Consider the following 18,095-nt stretch of genomic DNA (forward strand, 5'->3'; position numbering starts at 1 on the left):
AAACGATGAAACGATGGTTGGGACTCGGATTGGTGTTGGCCCTGGCAGGTTGCAAGACCCTGACTGGGAGCGATCAGGAATCCCGGGCGGGCGCCCGGGCGGCGGGGGCGCAGGCCGAGGCGGCGCGCACCCAGGGGCTGGCCGGTGAGGAAGGGGCGACTCTCTACGAGGTGCAGCGCGGCGTTTCCGAAGACGCAGGGCCCGGCGCCGATGCCGGCGCCCTGCTGCAGCGCCGTACCCTGTACTTCGACTTCGACAGCGCCCAGGTGCGGCCGGAGGACGTGCCGGTGGTGCAGGCCCACGCCCGCTATCTGGTCGATCACCCGCAGTTGCAGGTCACTCTGGAAGGGCATACCGACGAACGCGGTTCGCGCGAATACAACGTCGCCCTGGGCGAGGCCCGGGCCAAGGCGGTGGCGCGGCTGCTGGAGTTGAACGGCGTGCCGGCCCGGCGCATCCACGTCGTTTCCTACGGTGAGGAAAAGCCGGTGGCCCTGGGCCACGACGAGACCGCCTGGGCCAAGAACCGGCGGGTGGAGATCGTCTATGGCCGTTAAGCGCGCGGTTTTGGCGCTGGGGCTGGCGGCGGCGTTTCCGGCCCTGGCCGGGGACGAGGACCTGGAACGCCGGGTCCGGCTGCTGGAGCAGCGCCTGTCCAGCCAGGCGCTGATGGACATGCTGCAGCGGGTCGATACCCTGCAGCGGGAGGTCCAGGCTCTGCGCGGCCAGGTGGAAGCGCTGCAGCACGAGGTGGAGCGGCTGCGTCAGGCTGCCCCTGCCGGGGCAGCCCCGGCGACCGTGACGTCCGCGCCGGAGGCGCCGCCTGTGCCTCCCGCCGCGGCGGCATCGCCCCCGGCCGTTGAGGAACAGGCCCAGCCGGCCGATCCCGAGGCGATCCGGCAGGCCTACCGCCAGGCCTTCGACCTGCTTCAGGCCGGGCATTACGATGCCGCCATCGACGCCTTTTCCACCTTCCTGCAGCGTCATCCCGATGCTCCCCTGGCTCCCAACGCTTACTACTGGCTCGGCGAGGCCTATTACGTCAAGCGGGATTTCCGCGCCGCCGCCGATGCCTTCCGCCAGGTGGTGGAACACTTCCCGGACAGCGCCAAGGTGCCGGACGCCCTGCTCAAGCTCGGTTACATCGCTGAAGCCCAAGGGGACCGACAGGCGGCCAGGCGCTATCTGGAGAAGGTGCGCGACACCTGGCCCACCGCCCACGCCGCCCAACTGGCCGCCGAACGCCTGGCGCGGATGGAACAAGCGCGTCCTTGAGTCTGTGAGCGAAACCCTGAAGATCAAGGAAATCTTCCTCTCGATTCAGGGGGAGGCGGACACGGCCGGCTGGCCGACAGTGTTCGTGCGCCTGAGCGGCTGTCCGCTGCGCTGCCGTTGGTGCGACACCGCCTATGCCTTTCAGGGCGGCGAGCGCCTGAGTCTTGAGGCCGTCGTCGCCCGGGTCGGTGATTATGGGGTCCGCCATGTCACCGTCACCGGCGGTGAGCCGCTGGCCCAGCCCGCCTGCTTGGCGCTGCTGACCCGGCTGGCCGACGCTGGTTTTGCCGTGTCCCTGGAAACCAGCGGGGCGCTGGACGTTTCCGGGGTCGATCCGCGGGTGGTCAAGGTCATGGATCTGAAGCCGCCCGCCTCCGGCGAGGCGGCGCGCAACCGCTGGGAGAATCTGGCTTTCCTGCAGCCGGCCGACCAGGTCAAGTTCGTCATCGCCGACCGCGGTGACTACGAGTGGTCCCGGGAACAGGTGGCGCGTCACGCCCTGGCCGGGCGCTGTCAGGTGCTGTTCTCGCCGGTGGCGGGAGAACTTCCGCCGCGGCGATTGGCCGAATGGATTCTGGAAGACCGCCTGCCGGTGCGGTTCCAGTTACAGCTTCACAAACTGTTATGGGGCGATCAGCCCGGACGGTGAGGGAAGGTTCAGGGCCAGAGCCGCTGCAGGTCGATCTTCACAGCACAGGGGGCAAGATCGAGGGTCAGTACGGCGGTGGCGGGAGGGTGTTCCTGGTAATCCCGGCCTGTCAGTTCGAGCACCCTGAGGCGGCGTTCGGCGGGATCGACGATGAGATAGAAACGCACGCCCTGCTTGGCGTAGAGTCGGCGCTTGAGTTGTTCATCCTTGCTGCGGGTCGCCGGGGACAAAACCTCGACGATCAGCCGGGGAGGGTGGGTCAGGTAGTCCTCGCTGACCGGTTCGCAGGTCACCAGGATGTCCGGCTTGACCACGGTGTCATCGCTTACGATCCAATCGGTTTCGTAAACTGCGATGCAGTCGGGGCAGGATTCCAGAGCAGTTTCGATCTGCACGAACAGGCGTCCGGCGATGCGTTGGTGGAGGAAAGAAGGACTGGGTACCATAGCGTAGGGGATGCCCTCGATCAGTTCCCAGTCGCCTTCCCACTTGCGATAGTCGGTGACAGTATAGTGGGGAAGATATTCCGGTTTCAGCATCGGCTTTGTCACAACGCAGCAGTCAGACAAGATTCATGGTAGCACGCAAAAAAGCCGTCGTCCTCCTCTCCGGAGGGCTCGATTCCATGACCACCCTGCTCATCGCCAAAGCGCAGGGATTCGAATGCCACGCCCTCAGCTTCGACTACGGCCAGCGGCAGCGGGCCGAGCTGGAGGCGGCCCGGCGCATCGCCCAAAGGTACGGCGCCGCGGCCCACAAGGTCGTCCGCATCGGCCTCGACGATATCGGCGGTTCGGCGCTGACGGACGCCGCCATCGCCGTGCCGGAAACCCCCAGCGAAGGGATTCCAGTGACCTACGTGCCGGCCCGCAACACCGTGTTTCTCGCCTTCGCCCTGGGATACGCGGAGGTGTTGGGGGCGTTCGACATTTTCATCGGCGTCAACGCCGTGGACTACTCCGGTTATCCCGACTGCCGCCCCGAGTACATCGAGGCCTTCGAGCGGCTGGCTAATCTGGCCACCAAGGCCGGGGTGGAAGGCGGGCGCTTTGCCATCCACGCGCCGCTGATCCGGCTCAGCAAGGCCGAGATCATCCGCAAAGGCATCGAACTGGGGGCCGACTACAGTCTGGCGGTGTCGTGCTATGCCGCCGACGCCGAGGGCCGGGCCTGCGGCAAGTGCGACGCCTGCCGCTTCCGCGCCGAGGGTTTCCGCGCCGCCGGGGTGGCGGATCCGACCCGCTACCAGGATTGAGAACTCTCTCCTGCCTCAGCGCCGCCAGACGGCCACCAGGCGGAGGCATTCCCGGCGCAGCGGGCAGTTGCGCTTGCGGCAGAAGTAGCGTTCGTCGCTGCGAAAGCACAGCGGTTTGCGCGGGGGCGGGAGATTCTTGATCGCGGTCTGCATGGCGATGCTCCTGTCCACAGGTGGGGATAGATTCCCAAGCGGGAACCGTGCCAGGATTCATGCCATACAGATCAAGGACTTGCTTCGGCTGTGGGAGAGGCGCTGGGGCTTTTGCCGCAGCCGTGCGGCTTTTGCCGGAAAGCGGGTCAGATCTCGGTCTGGAAGACGGCTTCCAGGGTCACGCTCAGGCCGTCCAGCACTTTCGGGGTCACGGTGCCCTCGCCGCTGGCGAAGCTGACCGAAGCGTAGGCGCCGCCGTCCAGCCCCAGCACGTCCACTGCCCGGTTGCCCGGGTCCATCAGTCAGTATTCCCGCACCCCGAAGCGTTCGTACAAGCGCTGCTTGAGGGCGTAGTCGCGGTGGACCGAAGACGGGGAGACGATCTCCACTACCAGGTCGGGCGGGCCGAAGATGCCCCGTTCCTGGATGATGTCGCGGCGCTGCCGGGCGACGAACAGGATGTCCGGCTGGACGACGTTTTCGGGACTGAGGATGACGTCGATGGGAGCGTGGAAGACGTATCCCAGCTTGCGCTCCCGCACGAACTCGAACAGCAGCACTTCCAGATTGCGGGAGTACCATTGGTGAAACGAGGAAGGCGCGGGAACCATCAGCAGTTCTCCTGCGATGATCTCGTAACGGCGCTCATCGTCCAGCGCCAGATAATCCTCGTAGGTCCAGCGGCGGGTCTCCCGGGGCAGGGCGGCGGTGGGCATGGCGAATCCTCGTAAGGAGTCTTCATCGACATTTTACCTTTCGGGAGGGGGCTGGGAAGGACCCGCCGGACCGAAATTCGTCCGTAAATTTAGGTCCGGGGCGGCCTTCCCCCCGACGCAAGTTGAATAACAACTGCCGAGGCGCGCCTCAGAAGGTCAGCCGGAATCCCCCGTATCCCGCCACCCGGCTGGTGCCGTAGCCGGGCACTTCCTCGTATTCCTGGTCGAAGGCGTTGTCGATGCGGCCGTACAGGGTCAGCCAGCGGTTGATCCGGTAGTCGCCGGCCAGGTTGACCACCACGTAGCCCGGCAGCTTGCGCTTGATGCTGAAGGCGCTGAAACGGCGGCTGCCCACCGTCAGGACGTTGACGTGGAAGTGGGCCGCCTCGGTCAGGGTCAGGTCGGCGTCGAAACTGCCCTTGTGGCGGGGGCGGCGCAGCAACTGCTGCTCCTGGTCGTCCTCGGTGTTGGTGTAGGTGTAGGTGCCGCGCAGGGTTAGAAAATCCAGCGGCCGGATTTCCGCATAGGTTTCCAGCCCGGCGCTGCGGGCGCTGGCAACGTTGACGTAGCCGGTGCCGAACTGGAAGTCGATCAGGTTGCTGAACTGGTTGTGGAACCAGGTCGCCCCGAAAAGAATCCGTTCGTCCCAGAAGCTCTGGTCCACCCCCACCTCCCAGCCGCGGCTGCGCTCCGGTTCCAGGTCGCGGTTGCCGACAGGGCCGAAGGCTCCGGCCGGGGCGAACAGCTGATACAGGCTCGGGGCCTTGAAGCCCTTGCCGTAGCTGCCGCGCAGCTTGGTGCCGGTTTCCGGTATCAGCACCGCCTGGGTGACGCGCCAGGTGACCTTGTCGCCGGCGTGTTCGTGATCGTCGAAGCGGACCCCGGCGCTGGTGACGAAACGCTCCAGCCACTTGACCCGGTTCTCGCCGTAATAGCCGTTGATGGTGGCCGAGTGGGTGGGGAGGGTGTCGGCGTTCATCCATTCGGTTTCGCTGGTGACGCCGAACACCAGGGTATCCCAGTCGGTGGGGGTGACGGTGTTCTGCCAGTCGAGCTTGAACTTTTCGCCGCGGAAGGCGCTGTTGTCGACGAAGGTGTCGGCCGGATCGGGGCGGTCGCGGGTGTGGCGTTCGGTGCGGCTGTAGGACAGGCGCAGCTGCTGGCGCCACAGGTGGTCGAACAAATCCAGGGTACCCTGGGTGCGGGCGAAGACCTGATCGCTGTCCTGACGGTAGTTGGGATCGTCGCAGCCGGGGCCGCCGCAGTTGTCGAGATCGGCCTCGCTGTGATGGAAACGCACCACCGCATCCAGGCTCAGATTGTCCAGCGCCTGCCAGTCGGCGCGGGCCGAGACGGTGGTGTTCTTGTAACCGTCGTCCTCGTGGTTGCCCAGGCGGCTGTCGGCGGCGGAAAAACCGTCGCTGTGCAGTTGGCTGGCGGCGATGCTGTAACCCAGGCGGTCGTATCCGCCGCTGGCGTTACCGCCCAGCTTCCAAGTGCCGTAACTGCCGCCTTCGGCATTGAAACCGAAGCGGGGTTGGCCTCGGCCCTGTTTGGTGAAGATCTGGATCACGCCGCCGATGGCGTCACCGCCGTACAGAGTGCTCTGGGGGCCGCGGAGGATTTCGATGCGTTCGATGTTATCCACGGTCAGATGGGCGAAATCGAAACCGGCGCCGGGACTGGCCGGGTCGTTGACCTCGATGCCGTCGATCAGCACCAGGGTGTGCTGGGAATTGGCGCCGCGCAGGAACACCGAGGTGGTCCTGCCCAGGCCGCCGTTCTGGACCACGTCGAGGCCGGGCACACTGCGCAGCAGGTCGGCGACGGTGAAGACCTTGCGCGCGGCGATGTCTTCGGCGGTGATGATGGTGATGCTGCTACCGCTCTCACGCACCGGGACCGGGATCCGGCTGGCGGTGACGGTCAGGGTGTCGAGGCGGCTGGGGGGAGGATCGGCGGCCAGGGCCGCGGTTGCCGGCAGGGCCAGCAGCAGTGTACGAAGTTTGCAAGTCATGGCATGTCTCCCAGCGGGCGTGCCCACCGCACGCCCCAAGGTGGATCGACACGGCGCCGGCGGCGCCGCACCCACCTACCAGGCCGGTCTCCGGGCTCGTGAGTGCCGCTTGGGCCGGCGGACCGCCTTCCCGGGTCTCCCTGACCCGGTGGCATCTTGGCCGCCTTGACTCACCTACCGTTGCGGGGGCAGCGCCGGACTTCGACCGGCTTCCCGTTTCACCCTTTGCAGAGCACCTGGCAGGGGCGCCTATTGTAGGGGGTGGCGGGAGAAATGCAACTCAGGACCCTGTTACCTCTGGGGTCGGGGAAGGGTCTGCCGGACCGAAATTCATCCGTGAATTTAGGCCCGGCGCGGCCCTCCCTGGCCGCTGACAGACCCTTCTCCCGCCCCCTTGGGCAGAAGTGACAGATGAGTCAGGGTGTGGTTGGCGCGGTTGCGCTGCTACGCCAATGGCGCACAGCCCAGCGCCCGGCGAGCGCCAGGCCGGTATAGGCCAGGGTGGTGCCCAGGTAGGATGGCAGGTAGCGGGCGACCCGGATGGCGTATTCCGTCAGGCTCATCTCCCCGAAGCGCCCCGAGAATCCGTAGAAGCCGAGGTTGGAGATCACGAAGGCGAGGGTGGTGGCGGCGGTCGCCGCCAGCAGAGTCGCTGCGACGGCGGCGGCGTTGTCCGGGGACAGGCGCCGGCACCCGTATCCGGCCAGCCACTGGACGCCGTAGGCGGGAATCAGGAACAGGTAGGCGGGGGTGACGCACCAGCCGCTGACGCCGCCGTAGCGGATGGCGATGAAGTCGATGAGGCCGGCTTCCAGCAGCAGCACGGCGAAGAAAGTCGGGCGGGAGATAAACAGCCCGGCGAGGAAGAACACCGCCAGGGAGGCGTCGGGCAGGGTCTGAAAGTCACCGAAGTGGTGGAAACGGGTCGCGGCCATCAGCCCCATGAGGGCGACGGCGGAGAGGGAAAACGTTCTGTTTGCGGTCATAGTGAACTCCATCGGCGCTGAATTTGGGATAAGGTTAAAGGAAAACCCCGCACGAGGTCGAGCGATGACGAAAATTTGGATGCTGGCGCTGTTGCTGTGGTTCCCGCCGCTGCAGGCGGCGACGGTGACGATACCGGTTTCCCACCGCCCGCCTGCCGAGCTGGCGCGCATCTTGGCGCCGCTGCTGGAACGGGACGAGGCGGTGGTGCCGGTTCCCGACGCCCTGGTGGTCAAGGCGCCGGAAGGGCGGGTCGGGGAGATCCGCCGGTTGGTGAAGCAGCTGGACCGGCCGCTCAGAACCCTGACCATCCGGGTGATCCAGAGCGACCGCCTGACCCGGGACGAACTGGAGGCCGGCGGCGGGTTTTCGGCTACCCTCACCGAGGGGCCGATCCGCGCCCGCGGCCACGTTTACCGCACCGAGTCCGACCGCGGTGTGGCCGAAGCCCAGCATCTCAAGGTACTCGAGGGCCAGCCGGCGTTCATCGCCGTGGGCGAGGAGCGTCCGGTCCCCAGGATCTGGGTCGGGGGCCAGCCGCCGGCGGTAATGGGCGGTATCGCCTACAAGCCGGTCACCAGCGGCTTCAGGGTCGTGCCCCGGGTGGTCGGCTGCCGGGTGCGGCTGGAGATCGCCCCCTGGTCGCAGCGGGCGGGAGATCTGGGGGACGCCCGCATCGAGGTGCGGTCGGCGGCCACCGTGGTGGAAGTGCCCGCGGGCCGCTGGATCGAACTGGGCGGCAGCGACCGGGCGGGGACGGTGGCCGGCGGCGGGATCGGTTTGCGGCAGACCACCGAGCGCCGGCACCAGCGGATCTTTCTCAGGGTCGATCCTCCGGAGGGCTGCTGAGGGCGCGCAGCCGCTCCCGGTGCAGGGCCAGCCACTGGAGGGCGAGGATGGGAATGGCTGAGTCGATCTCGCCGTCTTCCACCTTGGCGTAGGCGGCCTCGAAGGGCAGCACGTGGACGCGGATGTCCTCGTCCTCGCAACTCAGGCCGTGGATGCCGCCGGCCTGAGCGGCCTCGACGTCGGCCCAGAACAGGGTGATCTTCTCCGAGGAGCCGCCGGGGCTGGTGTAGAACTCGGTGATGCGGGTCATGGCGCGCGCCCGGCAGCCGCACTCCTCCTGCAGTTCGCGCCAGGCGACCGCCTCCGGGGTTTCCCCGGGCTCGATGGCGCCGGCGACGATCTCCAGCATCCAGGCGGGGTCGCCGTTTTTCAGTGGTCCGACCCGGAACTGTTCCACCAGGAGCACTTCGTCGCGGCGGGGATCGTAGGGCAGCACGGCGACGCAATTGCCGCGCTGGAACAGTTCCCGCACCAGCACCCGGCTCCAGCCGCCGCGGAACAGCCGGTGGCGCAGCTTCAGCCGCAGCAGGTTGAAAAAACCGCGGTAGGCCACTTCCTCTTCGAGGATCTCGTATTCGTAACGCATTTTCCTTCACCTTCAGCTTGAAACCGGCAGCCGGATTTCCCAGCCGGCTCCGCTCCAGGGGCTGGCATGGTAGCGCAGGGTGCCGCCGTGGAGCCGCACCAGTTCGTTGACCACCGCCAGGCCGATGCCGTGGCCGTGGGTGGACTGGTCGGCGCGCACGCCCCGTTCGAGCACCGCCTGGCGCATTTGTGGGGGGATGCCGTGGCCGTCGTCCTCGATGCACAGACGGATCTCCCCGCCGCTGGCATCCGCTGCGACCCGCACCCGGTGGCGGCACCACTTGTAGGCGTTGTCGAGCAGGTTGCCCAGCAGCTCGTACAGATCGCCCTCGTCCAGCGGGAGGCGGAGTTCGGCGTCGCAGTCCAGCGTCAGGGTCACGCCCTTGTCGCGATAGACCTTGTCCAGACTGGCGCAGATCCGTTCCAGCACGGGACGCAGCCGCACCGATCGCAGCGGGGAGGCGGCACCCTGGGCGGCCGCCTTCTGCAGCTGATAGTCCACCAGACGCTGCATCCGCGCCACCTGGTCGGCGAGGGTGCGGCGGGCGTCCGCCGGCAGCGCCTCGCGCTCCAGGCCGCGGAGGACGGCCAGCGGGGTCTTGAGGCTGTGGGCAAGGTCGGCGAGGGTGTTGCGGTAACGGGTCAGGTGGGCGCGTTCGCTGTGGAGCAGGGCGTTGAGGTTGGCGGCCAGGCGTTGCAGTTCCCGGGGATAGCGGCCTTCGAGGCGCTGCTTGCGGCCGGCCTCGATGGCGCTCAGGTCGCCGGCGATGGTGCGCAGGGGTTTGAGGCTCCAGCGCAGGATGGCGATCTGCGTCCCCAGCAGCAGCACCCCCAGTCCGCCCAGCCAGACCCACAGGGTGCGGCGGAAATCGTTGACCTCGGCGACCAGGGTGGCGGCATCGGTGGCCACGGCGATCACCAGGGGAACCGGATGGCCGCGCTCGGTTTCCCAGGTGATCCCTTGATACAGCACCCACAGGGAGGGGCTGCCATCCAGACGGGTGAAGAAACGCCGCCCGCCGCTGAGGCGGACGGAAGGCACGGAGATTCCCAGGGCGGAGGGGGACTGCCACAGCACCTCGTCGTAGAGGAAGATGAAGCCGTAGAGTCCGGAGCCCGGGGTGGAAAAACGCCGGTCGAGGCGGCGGGTTTCCATGGTCACCCGTCCGCCCGGATCGATCTCGAAGGTGGCCAGCAGGGTGTAGATGTAGGCCTGCAGGCGTTCTTCGGTAGCCTTCTCGGCGGCTTCCCGGAAGGCGCGTTCCAAGGCGATGCCGGCCAGCCCCAGGAACGCGATCAGGATCGCCCCGGCGGCGATGCCGAGGCGGGCGTGCAGCGACAGGGTCATCGGCGTTCGGCGAGCGTCCAGCGGTAGCCGCGGCCGCGCAGGGTCTCGATGGGCTGGAGGGTGCCGTCGGGATCGAGCTTGCGGCGCAGCCGGCCGACGAAGACCTCCAGCACGTTGCTGTCGCGTTCGAAGTCCTGGTCGTAAAGATGCTCGGTCAGCTCCGCCTTGGAGACCACCTTGCCCGGATGCAGCATCAGGTATTCCAGCACCTTGTATTCGAAGGCGGTCAGGGCGACCGGCTCGCCGTCGCGGGTGACGGTCTGGGCGGCGGTGTCGAGGGTGATGGGGCCGTGCTTTACCTGCGGCCGGGCCTGGCCGGCGGCGCGGCGGATGAGGGCGTTGATGCGGGCCCACACCTCCTCGAAGTGAAACGGCTTGACCAGGTAATCGTCGGCCCCCGCCTCCAGTCCTTCCACCTTCTCCTGCCAGCGCCCCCGGGCGGTGAGGATCAGGATGGGGAAATCGCGCCCGGCGGCACGCCACCTGCGGATCAGCTCAAGACCGGAAATGTCCGGCAGCCCCAGATCGACGATGGCGACGTCGACGGGATACTCCTCCCCCAGATACTGGCCTTCCCGGGCATTGGCGGCGGCGTCCACCGCATAGCCCTTGGCGGCGAAAAAGTCCCGCAGCTGCGCCAGCAGCGGCGCTTCGTCTTCGACGATGAGAATACGCATGACCGTTCTCCGTGACAGAAGCCTCAACATAGCAGATTTGGCGGCTGTTGGGCAGTCGCCGTTGGGCTATGATGAAAGCTGGACTGTAGCAACTTCCCCACGAGGTTTCGCCATGCTCGACCACGGAGAAAGACGCCGGTTTATCCGCATGGAAGCCCGGTGTAAAATGCATTGCCGGATTCCTCAAAGCGACGAGGAATTCACCGCCACCTGCCACAATCTCAGCGGCGCGGGGGTGCTGTTCACCACCGACCGTGCCGTCGAAGTCGGCAAAGCGCTGGAAATCCGCATCGAACCGGAAAGTGCGGTGACGCCGCCGCTGGAGGCGTTCGTGGAGGTGCTGCGGGTGGAAAAGCGCGACGGCGAATACGCGGTGGCGGCGGAAATCAAAGGCATCAAGGGCTGACAAAGCGAACATGAGTTATTCGGTCACCAAGGAAATCCGGTTCTGTTACGGACACCGGCTCATGAACCATCCGGGCAAGTGCCGCCACCTGCACGGCCACAGCGTGCGGGCGGCGGTGACGGTGTCCGCCGCCGCGCTGGACGCACAGGGGATGGTGTGCGATTTCGCCGATCTGAAACGCGCGGTCGCCGGATACGTCCAGGAAACCCTGGATCACAACCTGCTGCTCCATGAGGCCGATCCGCTGGTGCCGCTGCTGCGGGACGCCGGCGAGCGCTTTCTGACGCTGGCCGAACATCCGACCGCGGAGGTGCTGGCGCGGCTGATCTTCGAACACCTCGAGGCGCAGGGCTATCCGGTCACGGAGGTCGCGCTGTGGGAGACCGACACCAGCTGCGCGCGTTACCGGCGCTGAAACCGATGCCCAGTCTGAAACCCATCCATCCGCTCCGCACCCTGCAGGATCTGTGCGAGTCGAACTACCGCAAGCTGCGCCGCCTCATTCCCGGCCTCCGGCAGCTGGAAAGCGGGGCGGTCGCCTTGCAGAACGGCCAGCCGGCGTTGCACGTCAGGCTGCTGGAGAAGGCGCCCTTCACCCTGACCCTGGAGCTGAGCTACTGCTTCGATCACGGGCCGCAGCCGCTGTTCGAACCGGCCCTCAGGCTGCGGGTCTATCTCGATGCCGGCATGGTGGAGGTGCTGGAAGATGCCGAACGCCCGCCGCTGCGGATCCGGGGGCCGGTGGACCGGCAGGTGCTCGAGCACAAGTGGCAGATGAACTATTTTCTCGACAAGTGGCTGGACCATTGCCTCCAACGTGGGTATCGTTTTAGCGCCGACGACCGCCCCAAGGCTGCCACTGCCAATCTTTGACACCAAGGAGCGCGTTATGCAGCGACGTCGTTTTCTGCGCCGACTGGGAACCGGTGCCCTCGCCGCCGGGGCGACCCTGGCCGCCCCCTCGGTGGCAGTGGCGAAAAAGACCTTCCGCTGGAAGATGGTCACCGCCTGGCCCAAGAACTTTCCCGGCCTCGGGACCGGCGCCAACCGCCTGGCGGAACGCATCACCGCCATGAGCGGCGGCCGCATCCGGCTCAAGGTCTATGGCGCCGGCGAGCTGGTGCCGGCCTTCGAGGTCTTCGACGCGGTTTCCCGCGGCACCGCCCAGATGGGCCACGCCGGGGCCTATTACTGGAAGGGCAAGGGGGAGGTGTTCCAGTTCTTCTCCGCGGTGCCGTTCGGCTTCACCCCCCAGGAGGTCAACGCCTGGCTCTATTACGGCGGCGGCATGGCGCTGTGGCGCGAGCTGTACGCCAACTTCGGCCTGGTGCCCACCGCCGCCGGCAACACCGGCACCCAGATGGCCGGCTGGTTCCGCAAGGAAATCAAGTCCCTCGATGACCTCAAGGGACTGAAGATGCGGATTCCGGGACTGGGGGGCGAAGTGCTCAAGCGTGCCGGCGGCACCCCGGTCAACATTCCCGGCGGCGAGCTGTTCACCGCCCTGCAGTCAGGCACCATCGACGCCACCGAATGGGTCGGTCCCTACAACGACCTGGCCTTCGGGCTCTACAAGGCGGCCAAGTACTACTACTATCCCGGCTGGCACGAGCCCGGCTCGGTGATCGAGTGCTTCATCAACAAGGCCGCGTTCGAGACGCTGCCCAAGGATCTGCGTCAGATCGTTCTGGCTGCCTGCCAGGCCGCCAACCTCGACATGCTGGCGGAGATGACCGCCCGCAACCAGCAGGCGCTGGAGACCCTGGTGAAAGAACACGGGGTCCAGGTGAAGGCGCTGCCGGACGAGGTGCTCAGGACCCTGCACCGGTTGGCGGATCAGGTGGTGGAGGAGATCGCCGCCGGCGACCCCTTCGCCCGCAAAGTGTACGATTCCTACCGTAGCTTCCACCGCCAGGTGTCGGCGTGGTCGGGCATCGCCGAATACGCCTTCATGCGGGCGCGCAGCCTGTAGGCTCAGGCCGTCTTGAGCTGGGTCAGCGCCTTTTCCAGGGCGGCCTTCTTCTCTTTGAGCCGCTCGCGGAAGTCGGCCGAGTCGGTGTCGGCGATTTCGTAACGCAGGTCGGACAGATAGCTTTCCAGGGCCTCTATGAGGTGGTTTCTTTCTTTTTCGCTGAGGTCGAGCTGGATCATGGCGCGGATTCCCCCGGTTGAAGTTCCGCTAACGTTTTACTCCCCCGCTTGAGAGGCGTCAACACGATGCAGGATTCCTCCCTGGAAGCGGTCGTGGTGGAAACCGGTCCCGATCCCGACGCCTGCATCGTCTGGCTGCACGGGCTGGGGGCCGACGGCCACGACTTCGAGCCCATCGCCGCGGAGCTGAACTTGCCCGGGGCGGTCCGTTTTATCTTTCCCCATGCGCCGGTGCGGCCGGTGACCATCAACGGCGGCATGGCGATGCGGGCCTGGTACGACATCGCCAGCCCCGACCTGCGTCTCCGGGTGGACGCGGCGGGCATCCGCCGGTCCCAGGCGTCGATCGACCGTCTGCTCGACACCCAGATCGCCGCCGGCATCCCGCCGGGGCGGATCGTCCTCGGCGGTTTCTCCCAGGGCGGGGTGATCGCCCTGGAAACCGGGGTGCGCCGCCGCCCGCCCCTGGCCGGGATCGTCGCCCTGTCAACCTACGTCGCCCTGGCGGACGAATTCCCCCCGGCGCCGCCGGATGCGGCCCCCATCCTGATGATGCACGGCAGCCTCGATCCCATCGTGCCGCCGGCCTTGGCAGAGGACAGCCGCCGCCTGCTGGAGGCGCTGGGTTATCCCGTGGAATGGCACGTCTTCCCCATGGCCCATTCGGTATGCGCCGAGGAGCTCGCCATCCTGCGCCGCTGGCTGCTGGCGCGCTTCGGTTGGAATTAGTCCGCCGGGTACCAGACCAGACGTCCCTGCCGCTGCTGAAAGCGGTAAAGCCGGCCGGCGGCGGTGAGCTCGGCAGGATGCCCGGCCGGCAGATCTTCCTTCAGCTGCTGGTAGCAGGCCGTTATCCGCCGGGCCAGCGTCGGGGCGGAAAAGCAGAAGGATTGCAACGTCAGCGCCTCCCCGCCCTGTTGATACAGGCGGCAGAGGGCGTCGAGCCAGCCTTCCAGTTCCTGATAGCGGTGGCTTTCCCATTCCCCCCAGGTGTTGAGGGTGAGGATTTCCAGGGTCTGGAGCAGGCATTGGCGTTCGGCGCCGTAGTCGAGCGGATCGAAGCGGGCGCTGGCGATCTCGAAATCCCCGCGCCGGGGGCGGGTGGGACGGCCCAGATTGGCGGCCAGCAAGGCCCGCTGCAGTCTTGCCGGCCGTGCGAAGGCGTCCAGTTCCGGTTCCCCGGCGGCCTCGAGAAAACACCGGAGTTCGCGGTTGAGGGCGGCCAGTTCCGCCGCCGTCACCGGGGTCTCGGGCGGCAGTTGCCAGCGGGTGGCGGGGACGGCGAGCCGGTTGACCCAGCTCCAGGCCAGGGCGCCGAGAAGGGTGTCGGCCTGATGCAACGGCGTCGGTGATTCGCCGGGAAGGGCGATCTGCCACCGTTCGGTTTCCGGATCCCGGGACAGCTGCAGCCACGGTTCCGGATCGGCGCGCAGGCGCAGGACCGGAACCTTGCCCGGGCGACTGCCGAGCACCGCCTGCAGGCGCCGGGTCAGCAGCTGCATGTCCGCCGTGGGAGTCTCCGGTTCTCCGGCGAGGCGGCGGATCGTGGCGTAGGCGTTCTCCAGGGCGTCGGTCAGCGCCTGCCATTCCTCCAGCGCCTGGGTGATCGTCAGCGTGCCGCGACGGCGGGGTGGCGGCAGTTCGCCGCGTTGTACCAGGGTCGCCGCCAGGCGGCGGTAGTCCGGATGCCGCTCGGTGTCGCCGATCTTGAGGGCGAAGCAGTGGCGGGTGAGCTGCACCAGTGCTGGCGCTCCCGTCCGCTGGGCGGCCTCGGTGGCGCGGCGGTACAGCAGCAGATACGGATCGAGGGCGAAGGGATCGGGGGTGCCTGCGTGCACCGCGGCCTTGATGGTGGTGGCGAGCCAGCGCGGCCGCGGGTGGTCGGCGGCGTAGTCGAGCAGCAGCAGCAGCTTGAGCAGGGCCTTGTGGGGGGCGTCGAGGGCCTTGTGCAGATGCCACAGGCCGGCGCTGACCAGTTCCTGCGTCGGCAGCCGTTCCAGGCCGCCGAGGTCGATGAGGCCGCCGGGATCGATGAAACGCTTGCCGAGGAGAAAATCGGCGTATTCACGGTAACGCCCTTCCCATTCCGGCGGCACCAGCCACCACAACGGCCGCTGCCCGGCCAGATGGATGGCGGTGCGGTAGAACTCCTCCAGCAGCAGGATGTGCAGGGTACTGCCGGCGCTTTCCTTGGACAGCGCGGGCGGGATCCCCCGGCGCAATGCCTCCGGCGACACCAGGAAGCAGTGCAGCTCCAGCCCGAAACCGGCCATCCAGTCCTCGATGGCGCGGCATTTGGCCTGCAGGGCCGCCAGATCGCCGACCTCCAGATCGCTGCGGTGGCAGATCCACAGATCCAGGTCGCTGCCGCGGGAAAACGCGATGCTGCCGACGCTGCCCATCAGAAACAGCGCCAGCAGCGGGGCTTCGGAATGGCCGCGGAGGCGGTGGTCGAGGCCGGGAAAGTGGCGTCTGGCCGCCCGGCGCATGAAGGGATCGGGACGATAGTCGCGGATGCCGGCGGGAGCCGGGCCGAGATCGTAGCCGGGCAGGGCGGGATGGTGCTGGTGCAGCAGCAGCGGCAGCAGTGCCAGGGCGTCGCGCTGGCGGGGGCTGAAGGTGTTCGCCAGCAGCTGCAGCCGCTGGCGGTGGAAATGGAGGAAGCGCCGGATCAGGTGGTTGAGATCGCGGCGGCTGATTTCTCCGCCCGGCGCCGCCAGACGGATGGCGCGTGCCCGGTTCAAGTTGCGCTCAGGACAGCAAGGCGCTGAGGTCGATTTCCTGATCCTGGGACACCCGCTTGAGCAGCTTGCCCAGATCGTCTCCCTTGTTCCAGGCGGCGACGCCGTAGCGGATCTTGCCTTCGCCGTCCTGGAGCTGGACGGCGGCGCGGTCGCTGAGGAGCTTGACCGCCAGCTCGCGGGCATCCTCCAGGCCGGTTTCCGGCAGCACCAGCAGGAAGGTGTTGTCGTCCAGGAGGCCGATTTCGTCGGCCCAGCGGAGTTTGTCCTTGAGCGCCTGGCTCAGCGTCCGCATCAGCTCCCGGCGCCGGGCCTCGTCGCTGTCGATCTCGAGACTGAGGCGGATGACCGCCAGCGGGTTCTCGTAACGGCGGCTGCGGCTGATCTGACGGTCCAGCTCCCGCAGGATGGCGCGGCGGTTCTGCAGCCCGGTGACCGGATCGCGGGTTTCCAGGGTTTCGAGGCGTTGCCGCAGCGCTTCAAGCTCGTCGATCATGCGCCGCTGCTCGGTGACGTCGGCGAAATAATGCGCTTCCCCTTCGGGAAGCGCATGGACGGAGTGGCGCTGGAACCAGCGGATCCCGTCGGGCGTGGCGACCTCCACCAGATCCTCCCGCCACAGACTCAGCGGCGTGTCCGCCAAGGGGCGGCCGATGAATTCCCCTTTGGGGCGGCCGGCCAGATCGGCCAGGGTCTGATTGAGCCAGGCGATCCGGTTCTGGCGGACGATGAGGACAGCCAAGGGGGCCTTGTCGAGCGCGACGCTCAGGTCATCTTGGGTGACGATCATGAGGAGTTTCCCATAGATGCGGATGATTCTGACAGTATGGCACAACTGCTCAGATAGGGGTCAAGTCCCGTGCGGGGGCTTGCCGCCCGGCAGCTGTGCCAACCGCGCCCGTGCTTCCTCGACCGCCTGCCGCACCCGCTCCGGGGCGGTGCCGCCGTAATGACGGCGGGCGGCGACCGAGCCTTCCAGGGTCAGCACTTCATAAACGTCCTCCCCGATGGCCGGACACAGCGCCTGCAGCGCCGCCAGCGGCAGCTCGGCCAGATCGCAGCCTGCTTCCATCGCCTGCCGTACCGCCTTGCCGACGATTTCGTGGGCGTCGCGGAAGGGCACGCCCTTGCGCACCAGGTAATCGGCCAGATCGGTGGCGGTGGCGAACCCCTGGCGGGCGGCGGCCTTCATCCGCTCGCGCTTGGGGCGGACGTGGGGCATCATGTCGGCGAAGGCGCGCAGGCAGGCACGCACCGTGTCGACGGCGTCGAACAGCGGTTCCTTGTCCTCCTGGTTGTCCTTGTTGTAGGCCAGCGGCTGGGCCTTCATCAGCGTCAAAAGTCCCATCAGGTGACCGAACACCCGCCCGCTCTTGCCGCGCACCAGTTCCGGCACGTCTGGGTTCTTCTTCTGCGGCATGATCGAGGAGCCGGTGCAGAAGGCGTCGGGCAGCTCGACGAAATCGAACTGGGCCGAGGTCCACAGCACCAGTTCCTCGGAGAAGCGCGACAGGTGCATGAGGATCAGGGAGGCGCAGGCTGCAAATTCGATGGCGAAGTCGCGGTCGGAGACGGCATCAAGGGAGTTGGCCGCCGGCCGCTCGAAGCCCAGCAGCCCGGCGGTGTAGAAACGGTCGATGGGGTAGGGGGTGCCGGCCAGGGCGGCGGCGCCCAGGGGCATGACGTTGACCCGGCGGCGGCAGTCGAGAAGGCGCTCGCGGTCGCGCTGGAGCATCTCGAACCAGGCCAGGAGGTGATGGCCGAAGGTGACCGGCTGGGCCACCTGCAGATGGGTAAAGCCGGGCATGATGGTGTCGGCCTCGCGTTCGGCCAGGTCCAGCAGGGCGGTCTGCAGCCGCGTCAACTCGGCCAGGATCCGGTCGATCTCGTCGCGCAGCCACAGGCGGATGTCGGTGGCCACCTGGTCGTTGCGGGAACGGGCGGTGTGGAGCTTCTTGCCGGCATCGCCGATCAGCTCGGTCAGGCGCGCCTCGATGTTCATGTGGACGTCCTCCAAGGCCACCGACCACTGGAATTCCCCCCCCTCGATCTCGTCCAATATCCGCTGCAGCCCGGAAACGATGGCCCGGCATTCCGCCTCCGTGAGCACGCCGATCTTGTGCAGCATCCGGGCGTGGGCGATGGAGCCCTGAATGTCGTAGGGGGCCAGGCGCTGGTCGAAAGAGACCGAGGCGGTGAATTCCTCGACGAATTTGTCGGTGGGCTGGCTGAAACGGCCGCCCCAGGGTTTGTCCTGCGTGGTCATGAGGATCTCCTTGTGGCTTGGGC

Annotated in this window: 23 protein-coding genes and 1 riboswitch; of the genes, 10 read left to right on the plus strand and 13 right to left on the minus strand. The window is 67.2% G+C overall.

All coding sequences use genetic code 11. The features are described from left to right. Positions 1-5: 5 nt before the first annotated feature. The 3 genes from pal to queE are packed head-to-tail and all read left to right on the plus strand — an operon-like array spanning position 6 to position 1,924. Positions 6-557: a peptidoglycan-associated lipoprotein Pal gene (gene pal / locus MCIT9_RS04370; protein ID WP_317706196.1), complete on the plus strand. Its 552-nt coding sequence runs from the start codon at positions 6-8 to the stop codon at positions 555-557. Further along, positions 547-1,275, plus strand: a complete 729-nt coding sequence (gene ybgF / locus MCIT9_RS04375) for a tol-pal system protein YbgF (protein ID WP_317706197.1) — start codon at positions 547-549, stop codon at positions 1,273-1,275. The genes pal and ybgF overlap by 11 nt, the downstream gene beginning before the upstream one ends. 4 nt (positions 1,276-1,279) lie before the next feature. Beyond that, the gene (gene queE / locus MCIT9_RS04380) at positions 1,280-1,924 is read left to right on the plus strand and encodes a 7-carboxy-7-deazaguanine synthase QueE (RefSeq protein ID WP_317706198.1); all 645 of its coding nucleotides are present in this window, start codon (positions 1,280-1,282) and stop codon (positions 1,922-1,924) included. A gap of 8 nt (positions 1,925-1,932) precedes the next feature. On the opposite strand, the gene MCIT9_RS04385 is transcribed toward queE, so the two are convergent. Continuing rightward, positions 1,933-2,463 carry a Uma2 family endonuclease gene (locus tag MCIT9_RS04385; protein WP_317706199.1) on the minus strand — a complete coding sequence of 177 codons (531 nt, stop codon included), beginning with the start codon at positions 2,461-2,463 and terminating at the stop codon, positions 1,933-1,935. A 35-nt stretch (positions 2,464-2,498) separates the two neighbouring features. On the opposite strand from MCIT9_RS04385, the gene queC reads away from it, so the two are divergent. Further along, positions 2,499-3,179 (plus strand): 7-cyano-7-deazaguanine synthase QueC, encoded by a 681-nt coding sequence (gene queC / locus MCIT9_RS04390; RefSeq protein WP_317706200.1) that lies wholly within the window; start codon positions 2,499-2,501, stop codon positions 3,177-3,179. Positions 3,180-3,194: 15 nt separating this feature from the next. On the opposite strand, the gene MCIT9_RS04395 is transcribed toward queC, so the two are convergent. The 5 genes from MCIT9_RS04395 to MCIT9_RS04415 form a co-directional block, all read right to left on the minus strand. Further along, entirely contained in the window at positions 3,195-3,332 is a 138-nt protein-coding gene (locus MCIT9_RS04395; protein WP_317706201.1) for a hypothetical protein, read from the minus strand. Positions 3,333-3,478: 146 nt separating this feature from the next. Next, on the minus strand, positions 3,479-3,631 hold the full coding sequence (locus MCIT9_RS04400) for a hypothetical protein (protein ID WP_317706202.1): 153 nt from the start codon (positions 3,629-3,631) through the stop codon (positions 3,479-3,481). Between the two features lie 3 nt (positions 3,632-3,634). Then, positions 3,635-4,048 carry a Uma2 family endonuclease gene (locus tag MCIT9_RS04405; RefSeq protein WP_317706203.1) on the minus strand — a complete coding sequence of 138 codons (414 nt, stop codon included), beginning with the start codon at positions 4,046-4,048 and terminating at the stop codon, positions 3,635-3,637. A gap of 148 nt (positions 4,049-4,196) precedes the next feature. After that, on the minus strand, positions 4,197-6,065 hold the full coding sequence (locus MCIT9_RS04410; RefSeq protein WP_317706204.1) for a TonB-dependent receptor plug domain-containing protein: 1,869 nt from the start codon (positions 6,063-6,065) through the stop codon (positions 4,197-4,199). Positions 6,066-6,129: 64 nt separating this feature from the next. After that, positions 6,130-6,320, minus strand: a riboswitch (cobalamin riboswitch). 161 nt (positions 6,321-6,481) lie between these two features. Next, a complete protein-coding gene (locus tag MCIT9_RS04415; RefSeq protein ID WP_317706205.1) occupies positions 6,482-7,051 on the minus strand; it encodes a hypothetical protein in 570 nt (189 codons plus the stop codon). A gap of 64 nt (positions 7,052-7,115) precedes the next feature. Between MCIT9_RS04415 and MCIT9_RS04420 the strand changes: the two genes are divergently transcribed. After that, positions 7,116-7,898, plus strand: coding sequence for a secretin N-terminal domain-containing protein (locus MCIT9_RS04420; protein ID WP_317706206.1), 783 nt, complete (start codon positions 7,116-7,118; stop codon positions 7,896-7,898). Here the strand turns inward: MCIT9_RS04420 and MCIT9_RS04425 are convergent. From MCIT9_RS04425 to MCIT9_RS04435, 3 genes are read right to left on the minus strand one after another with little or no spacing between them, the layout of a single operon-like run. Further along, positions 7,870-8,484, minus strand: a complete 615-nt coding sequence (locus tag MCIT9_RS04425; RefSeq protein WP_317706207.1) for an NUDIX domain-containing protein — start codon at positions 8,482-8,484, stop codon at positions 7,870-7,872. The genes MCIT9_RS04420 and MCIT9_RS04425 overlap by 29 nt on opposite strands. A gap of 12 nt (positions 8,485-8,496) precedes the next feature. After that, a complete protein-coding gene (locus tag MCIT9_RS04430; RefSeq protein WP_317706208.1) occupies positions 8,497-9,831 on the minus strand; it encodes an ATP-binding protein in 1,335 nt (444 codons plus the stop codon). Continuing rightward, a complete protein-coding gene (locus MCIT9_RS04435) occupies positions 9,828-10,508 on the minus strand; it encodes a response regulator transcription factor (protein WP_317706209.1) in 681 nt (226 codons plus the stop codon). The genes MCIT9_RS04430 and MCIT9_RS04435 overlap by 4 nt, the downstream gene beginning before the upstream one ends. A gap of 112 nt (positions 10,509-10,620) precedes the next feature. On the opposite strand from MCIT9_RS04435, the gene MCIT9_RS04440 reads away from it, so the two are divergent. Genes MCIT9_RS04440 through MCIT9_RS04455 form a run of 4 tightly spaced genes read left to right on the plus strand, consistent with a single transcriptional unit; the run spans position 10,621 to position 12,886 of the window. Next, positions 10,621-10,914, plus strand: coding sequence for a PilZ domain-containing protein (locus MCIT9_RS04440; protein WP_317706210.1), 294 nt, complete (start codon positions 10,621-10,623; stop codon positions 10,912-10,914). A gap of 10 nt (positions 10,915-10,924) precedes the next feature. After that, positions 10,925-11,329, plus strand: a complete 405-nt coding sequence (locus MCIT9_RS04445) for a 6-pyruvoyl trahydropterin synthase family protein (protein ID WP_317706211.1) — start codon at positions 10,925-10,927, stop codon at positions 11,327-11,329. A 5-nt stretch (positions 11,330-11,334) separates the two neighbouring features. Continuing rightward, positions 11,335-11,787 (plus strand): DUF1249 domain-containing protein, encoded by a 453-nt coding sequence (locus MCIT9_RS04450; RefSeq protein WP_317706212.1) that lies wholly within the window; start codon positions 11,335-11,337, stop codon positions 11,785-11,787. Positions 11,788-11,803: 16 nt separating this feature from the next. Continuing rightward, positions 11,804-12,886 (plus strand): TRAP transporter substrate-binding protein, encoded by a 1,083-nt coding sequence (locus tag MCIT9_RS04455; protein ID WP_317706213.1) that lies wholly within the window; start codon positions 11,804-11,806, stop codon positions 12,884-12,886. Between the two features lie 2 nt (positions 12,887-12,888). Here MCIT9_RS04455 and MCIT9_RS04460 read toward each other — a convergent pair whose 3' ends face one another. After that, the gene (locus tag MCIT9_RS04460) at positions 12,889-13,065 is read right to left on the minus strand and encodes a hypothetical protein (RefSeq protein WP_317706214.1); all 177 of its coding nucleotides are present in this window, start codon (positions 13,063-13,065) and stop codon (positions 12,889-12,891) included. Between the two features lie 66 nt (positions 13,066-13,131). Between MCIT9_RS04460 and MCIT9_RS04465 the strand changes: the two genes are divergently transcribed. Then, positions 13,132-13,794: an alpha/beta hydrolase gene (locus MCIT9_RS04465; RefSeq protein ID WP_317706215.1), complete on the plus strand. Its 663-nt coding sequence runs from the start codon at positions 13,132-13,134 to the stop codon at positions 13,792-13,794. Here MCIT9_RS04465 and MCIT9_RS04470 read toward each other — a convergent pair. From MCIT9_RS04470 to argH, 3 genes are read right to left on the minus strand one after another with little or no spacing between them, the layout of a single operon-like run. Next, on the minus strand, positions 13,791-15,809 hold the full coding sequence (locus MCIT9_RS04470; RefSeq protein WP_317706216.1) for a class I adenylate cyclase: 2,019 nt from the start codon (positions 15,807-15,809) through the stop codon (positions 13,791-13,793). The genes MCIT9_RS04465 and MCIT9_RS04470 overlap by 4 nt on opposite strands. A gap of 7 nt (positions 15,810-15,816) precedes the next feature. Further along, the gene (locus MCIT9_RS04475) at positions 15,817-16,596 is read right to left on the minus strand and encodes a GGDEF domain-containing protein (protein WP_317706217.1); all 780 of its coding nucleotides are present in this window, start codon (positions 16,594-16,596) and stop codon (positions 15,817-15,819) included. A gap of 60 nt (positions 16,597-16,656) precedes the next feature. Next, complete coding sequence (argH, locus tag MCIT9_RS04480) at positions 16,657-18,072, minus strand: argininosuccinate lyase (RefSeq protein WP_317706218.1); 1,416 nt, start codon at positions 18,070-18,072, stop codon at positions 16,657-16,659. Between the last annotated feature and the right edge of the window lie 23 nt (positions 18,073-18,095).

The organism is Methylomarinovum caldicuralii (assembly GCF_033126985.1).
In the GTDB taxonomy this organism is placed as follows: domain Bacteria; phylum Pseudomonadota; class Gammaproteobacteria; order Methylococcales; family Methylothermaceae; genus Methylohalobius; species Methylohalobius caldicuralii.

Bases quoted from the DNA above. Each gene is read 5' to 3' on its own strand.
- MCIT9_RS04460 (WP_317706214.1), bottom strand. From the start codon at position 13,065: ATGATCCAGCTCGACCTCAGCGAAAAAGAAAGAAACCACCTCATAGAG.
- MCIT9_RS04405 (WP_317706203.1), bottom strand. From the start codon at position 4,048: ATGCCCACCGCCGCCCTGCCCCGGGAGACCCGCCGCTGGACCTACGAG.
- MCIT9_RS04465 (WP_317706215.1), top strand. From the start codon at position 13,132: ATGCAGGATTCCTCCCTGGAAGCGGTCGTGGTGGAAACCGGTCCCGAT.
- MCIT9_RS04455 (WP_317706213.1), top strand. From the start codon at position 11,804: ATGCAGCGACGTCGTTTTCTGCGCCGACTGGGAACCGGTGCCCTCGCC.
- MCIT9_RS04425 (WP_317706207.1), bottom strand. From the start codon at position 8,484: ATGCGTTACGAATACGAGATCCTCGAAGAGGAAGTGGCCTACCGCGGT.
- MCIT9_RS04385 (WP_317706199.1), bottom strand. From the start codon at position 2,463: ATGCTGAAACCGGAATATCTTCCCCACTATACTGTCACCGACTATCGC.
- argH (WP_317706218.1), bottom strand. From the start codon at position 18,072: ATGACCACGCAGGACAAACCCTGGGGCGGCCGTTTCAGCCAGCCCACC.
- queC (WP_317706200.1), top strand. From the start codon at position 2,499: ATGGTAGCACGCAAAAAAGCCGTCGTCCTCCTCTCCGGAGGGCTCGAT.
- MCIT9_RS04450 (WP_317706212.1), top strand. From the start codon at position 11,335: ATGCCCAGTCTGAAACCCATCCATCCGCTCCGCACCCTGCAGGATCTG.
- MCIT9_RS04400 (WP_317706202.1), bottom strand. From the start codon at position 3,631: ATGGACCCGGGCAACCGGGCAGTGGACGTGCTGGGGCTGGACGGCGGC.
- pal (WP_317706196.1), top strand. From the start codon at position 6: ATGAAACGATGGTTGGGACTCGGATTGGTGTTGGCCCTGGCAGGTTGC.
- MCIT9_RS04415 (WP_317706205.1), bottom strand. From the start codon at position 7,051: ATGACCGCAAACAGAACGTTTTCCCTCTCCGCCGTCGCCCTCATGGGG.
- MCIT9_RS04430 (WP_317706208.1), bottom strand. From the start codon at position 9,831: ATGACCCTGTCGCTGCACGCCCGCCTCGGCATCGCCGCCGGGGCGATC.
- MCIT9_RS04445 (WP_317706211.1), top strand. From the start codon at position 10,925: ATGAGTTATTCGGTCACCAAGGAAATCCGGTTCTGTTACGGACACCGG.
- MCIT9_RS04395 (WP_317706201.1), bottom strand. From the start codon at position 3,332: ATGCAGACCGCGATCAAGAATCTCCCGCCCCCGCGCAAACCGCTGTGC.
- MCIT9_RS04435 (WP_317706209.1), bottom strand. From the start codon at position 10,508: ATGCGTATTCTCATCGTCGAAGACGAAGCGCCGCTGCTGGCGCAGCTG.
- MCIT9_RS04410 (WP_317706204.1), bottom strand. From the start codon at position 6,065: ATGACTTGCAAACTTCGTACACTGCTGCTGGCCCTGCCGGCAACCGCG.
- ybgF (WP_317706197.1), top strand. From the start codon at position 547: ATGGCCGTTAAGCGCGCGGTTTTGGCGCTGGGGCTGGCGGCGGCGTTT.
- MCIT9_RS04475 (WP_317706217.1), bottom strand. From the start codon at position 16,596: ATGATCGTCACCCAAGATGACCTGAGCGTCGCGCTCGACAAGGCCCCC.
- MCIT9_RS04440 (WP_317706210.1), top strand. From the start codon at position 10,621: ATGCTCGACCACGGAGAAAGACGCCGGTTTATCCGCATGGAAGCCCGG.
- MCIT9_RS04420 (WP_317706206.1), top strand. From the start codon at position 7,116: ATGACGAAAATTTGGATGCTGGCGCTGTTGCTGTGGTTCCCGCCGCTG.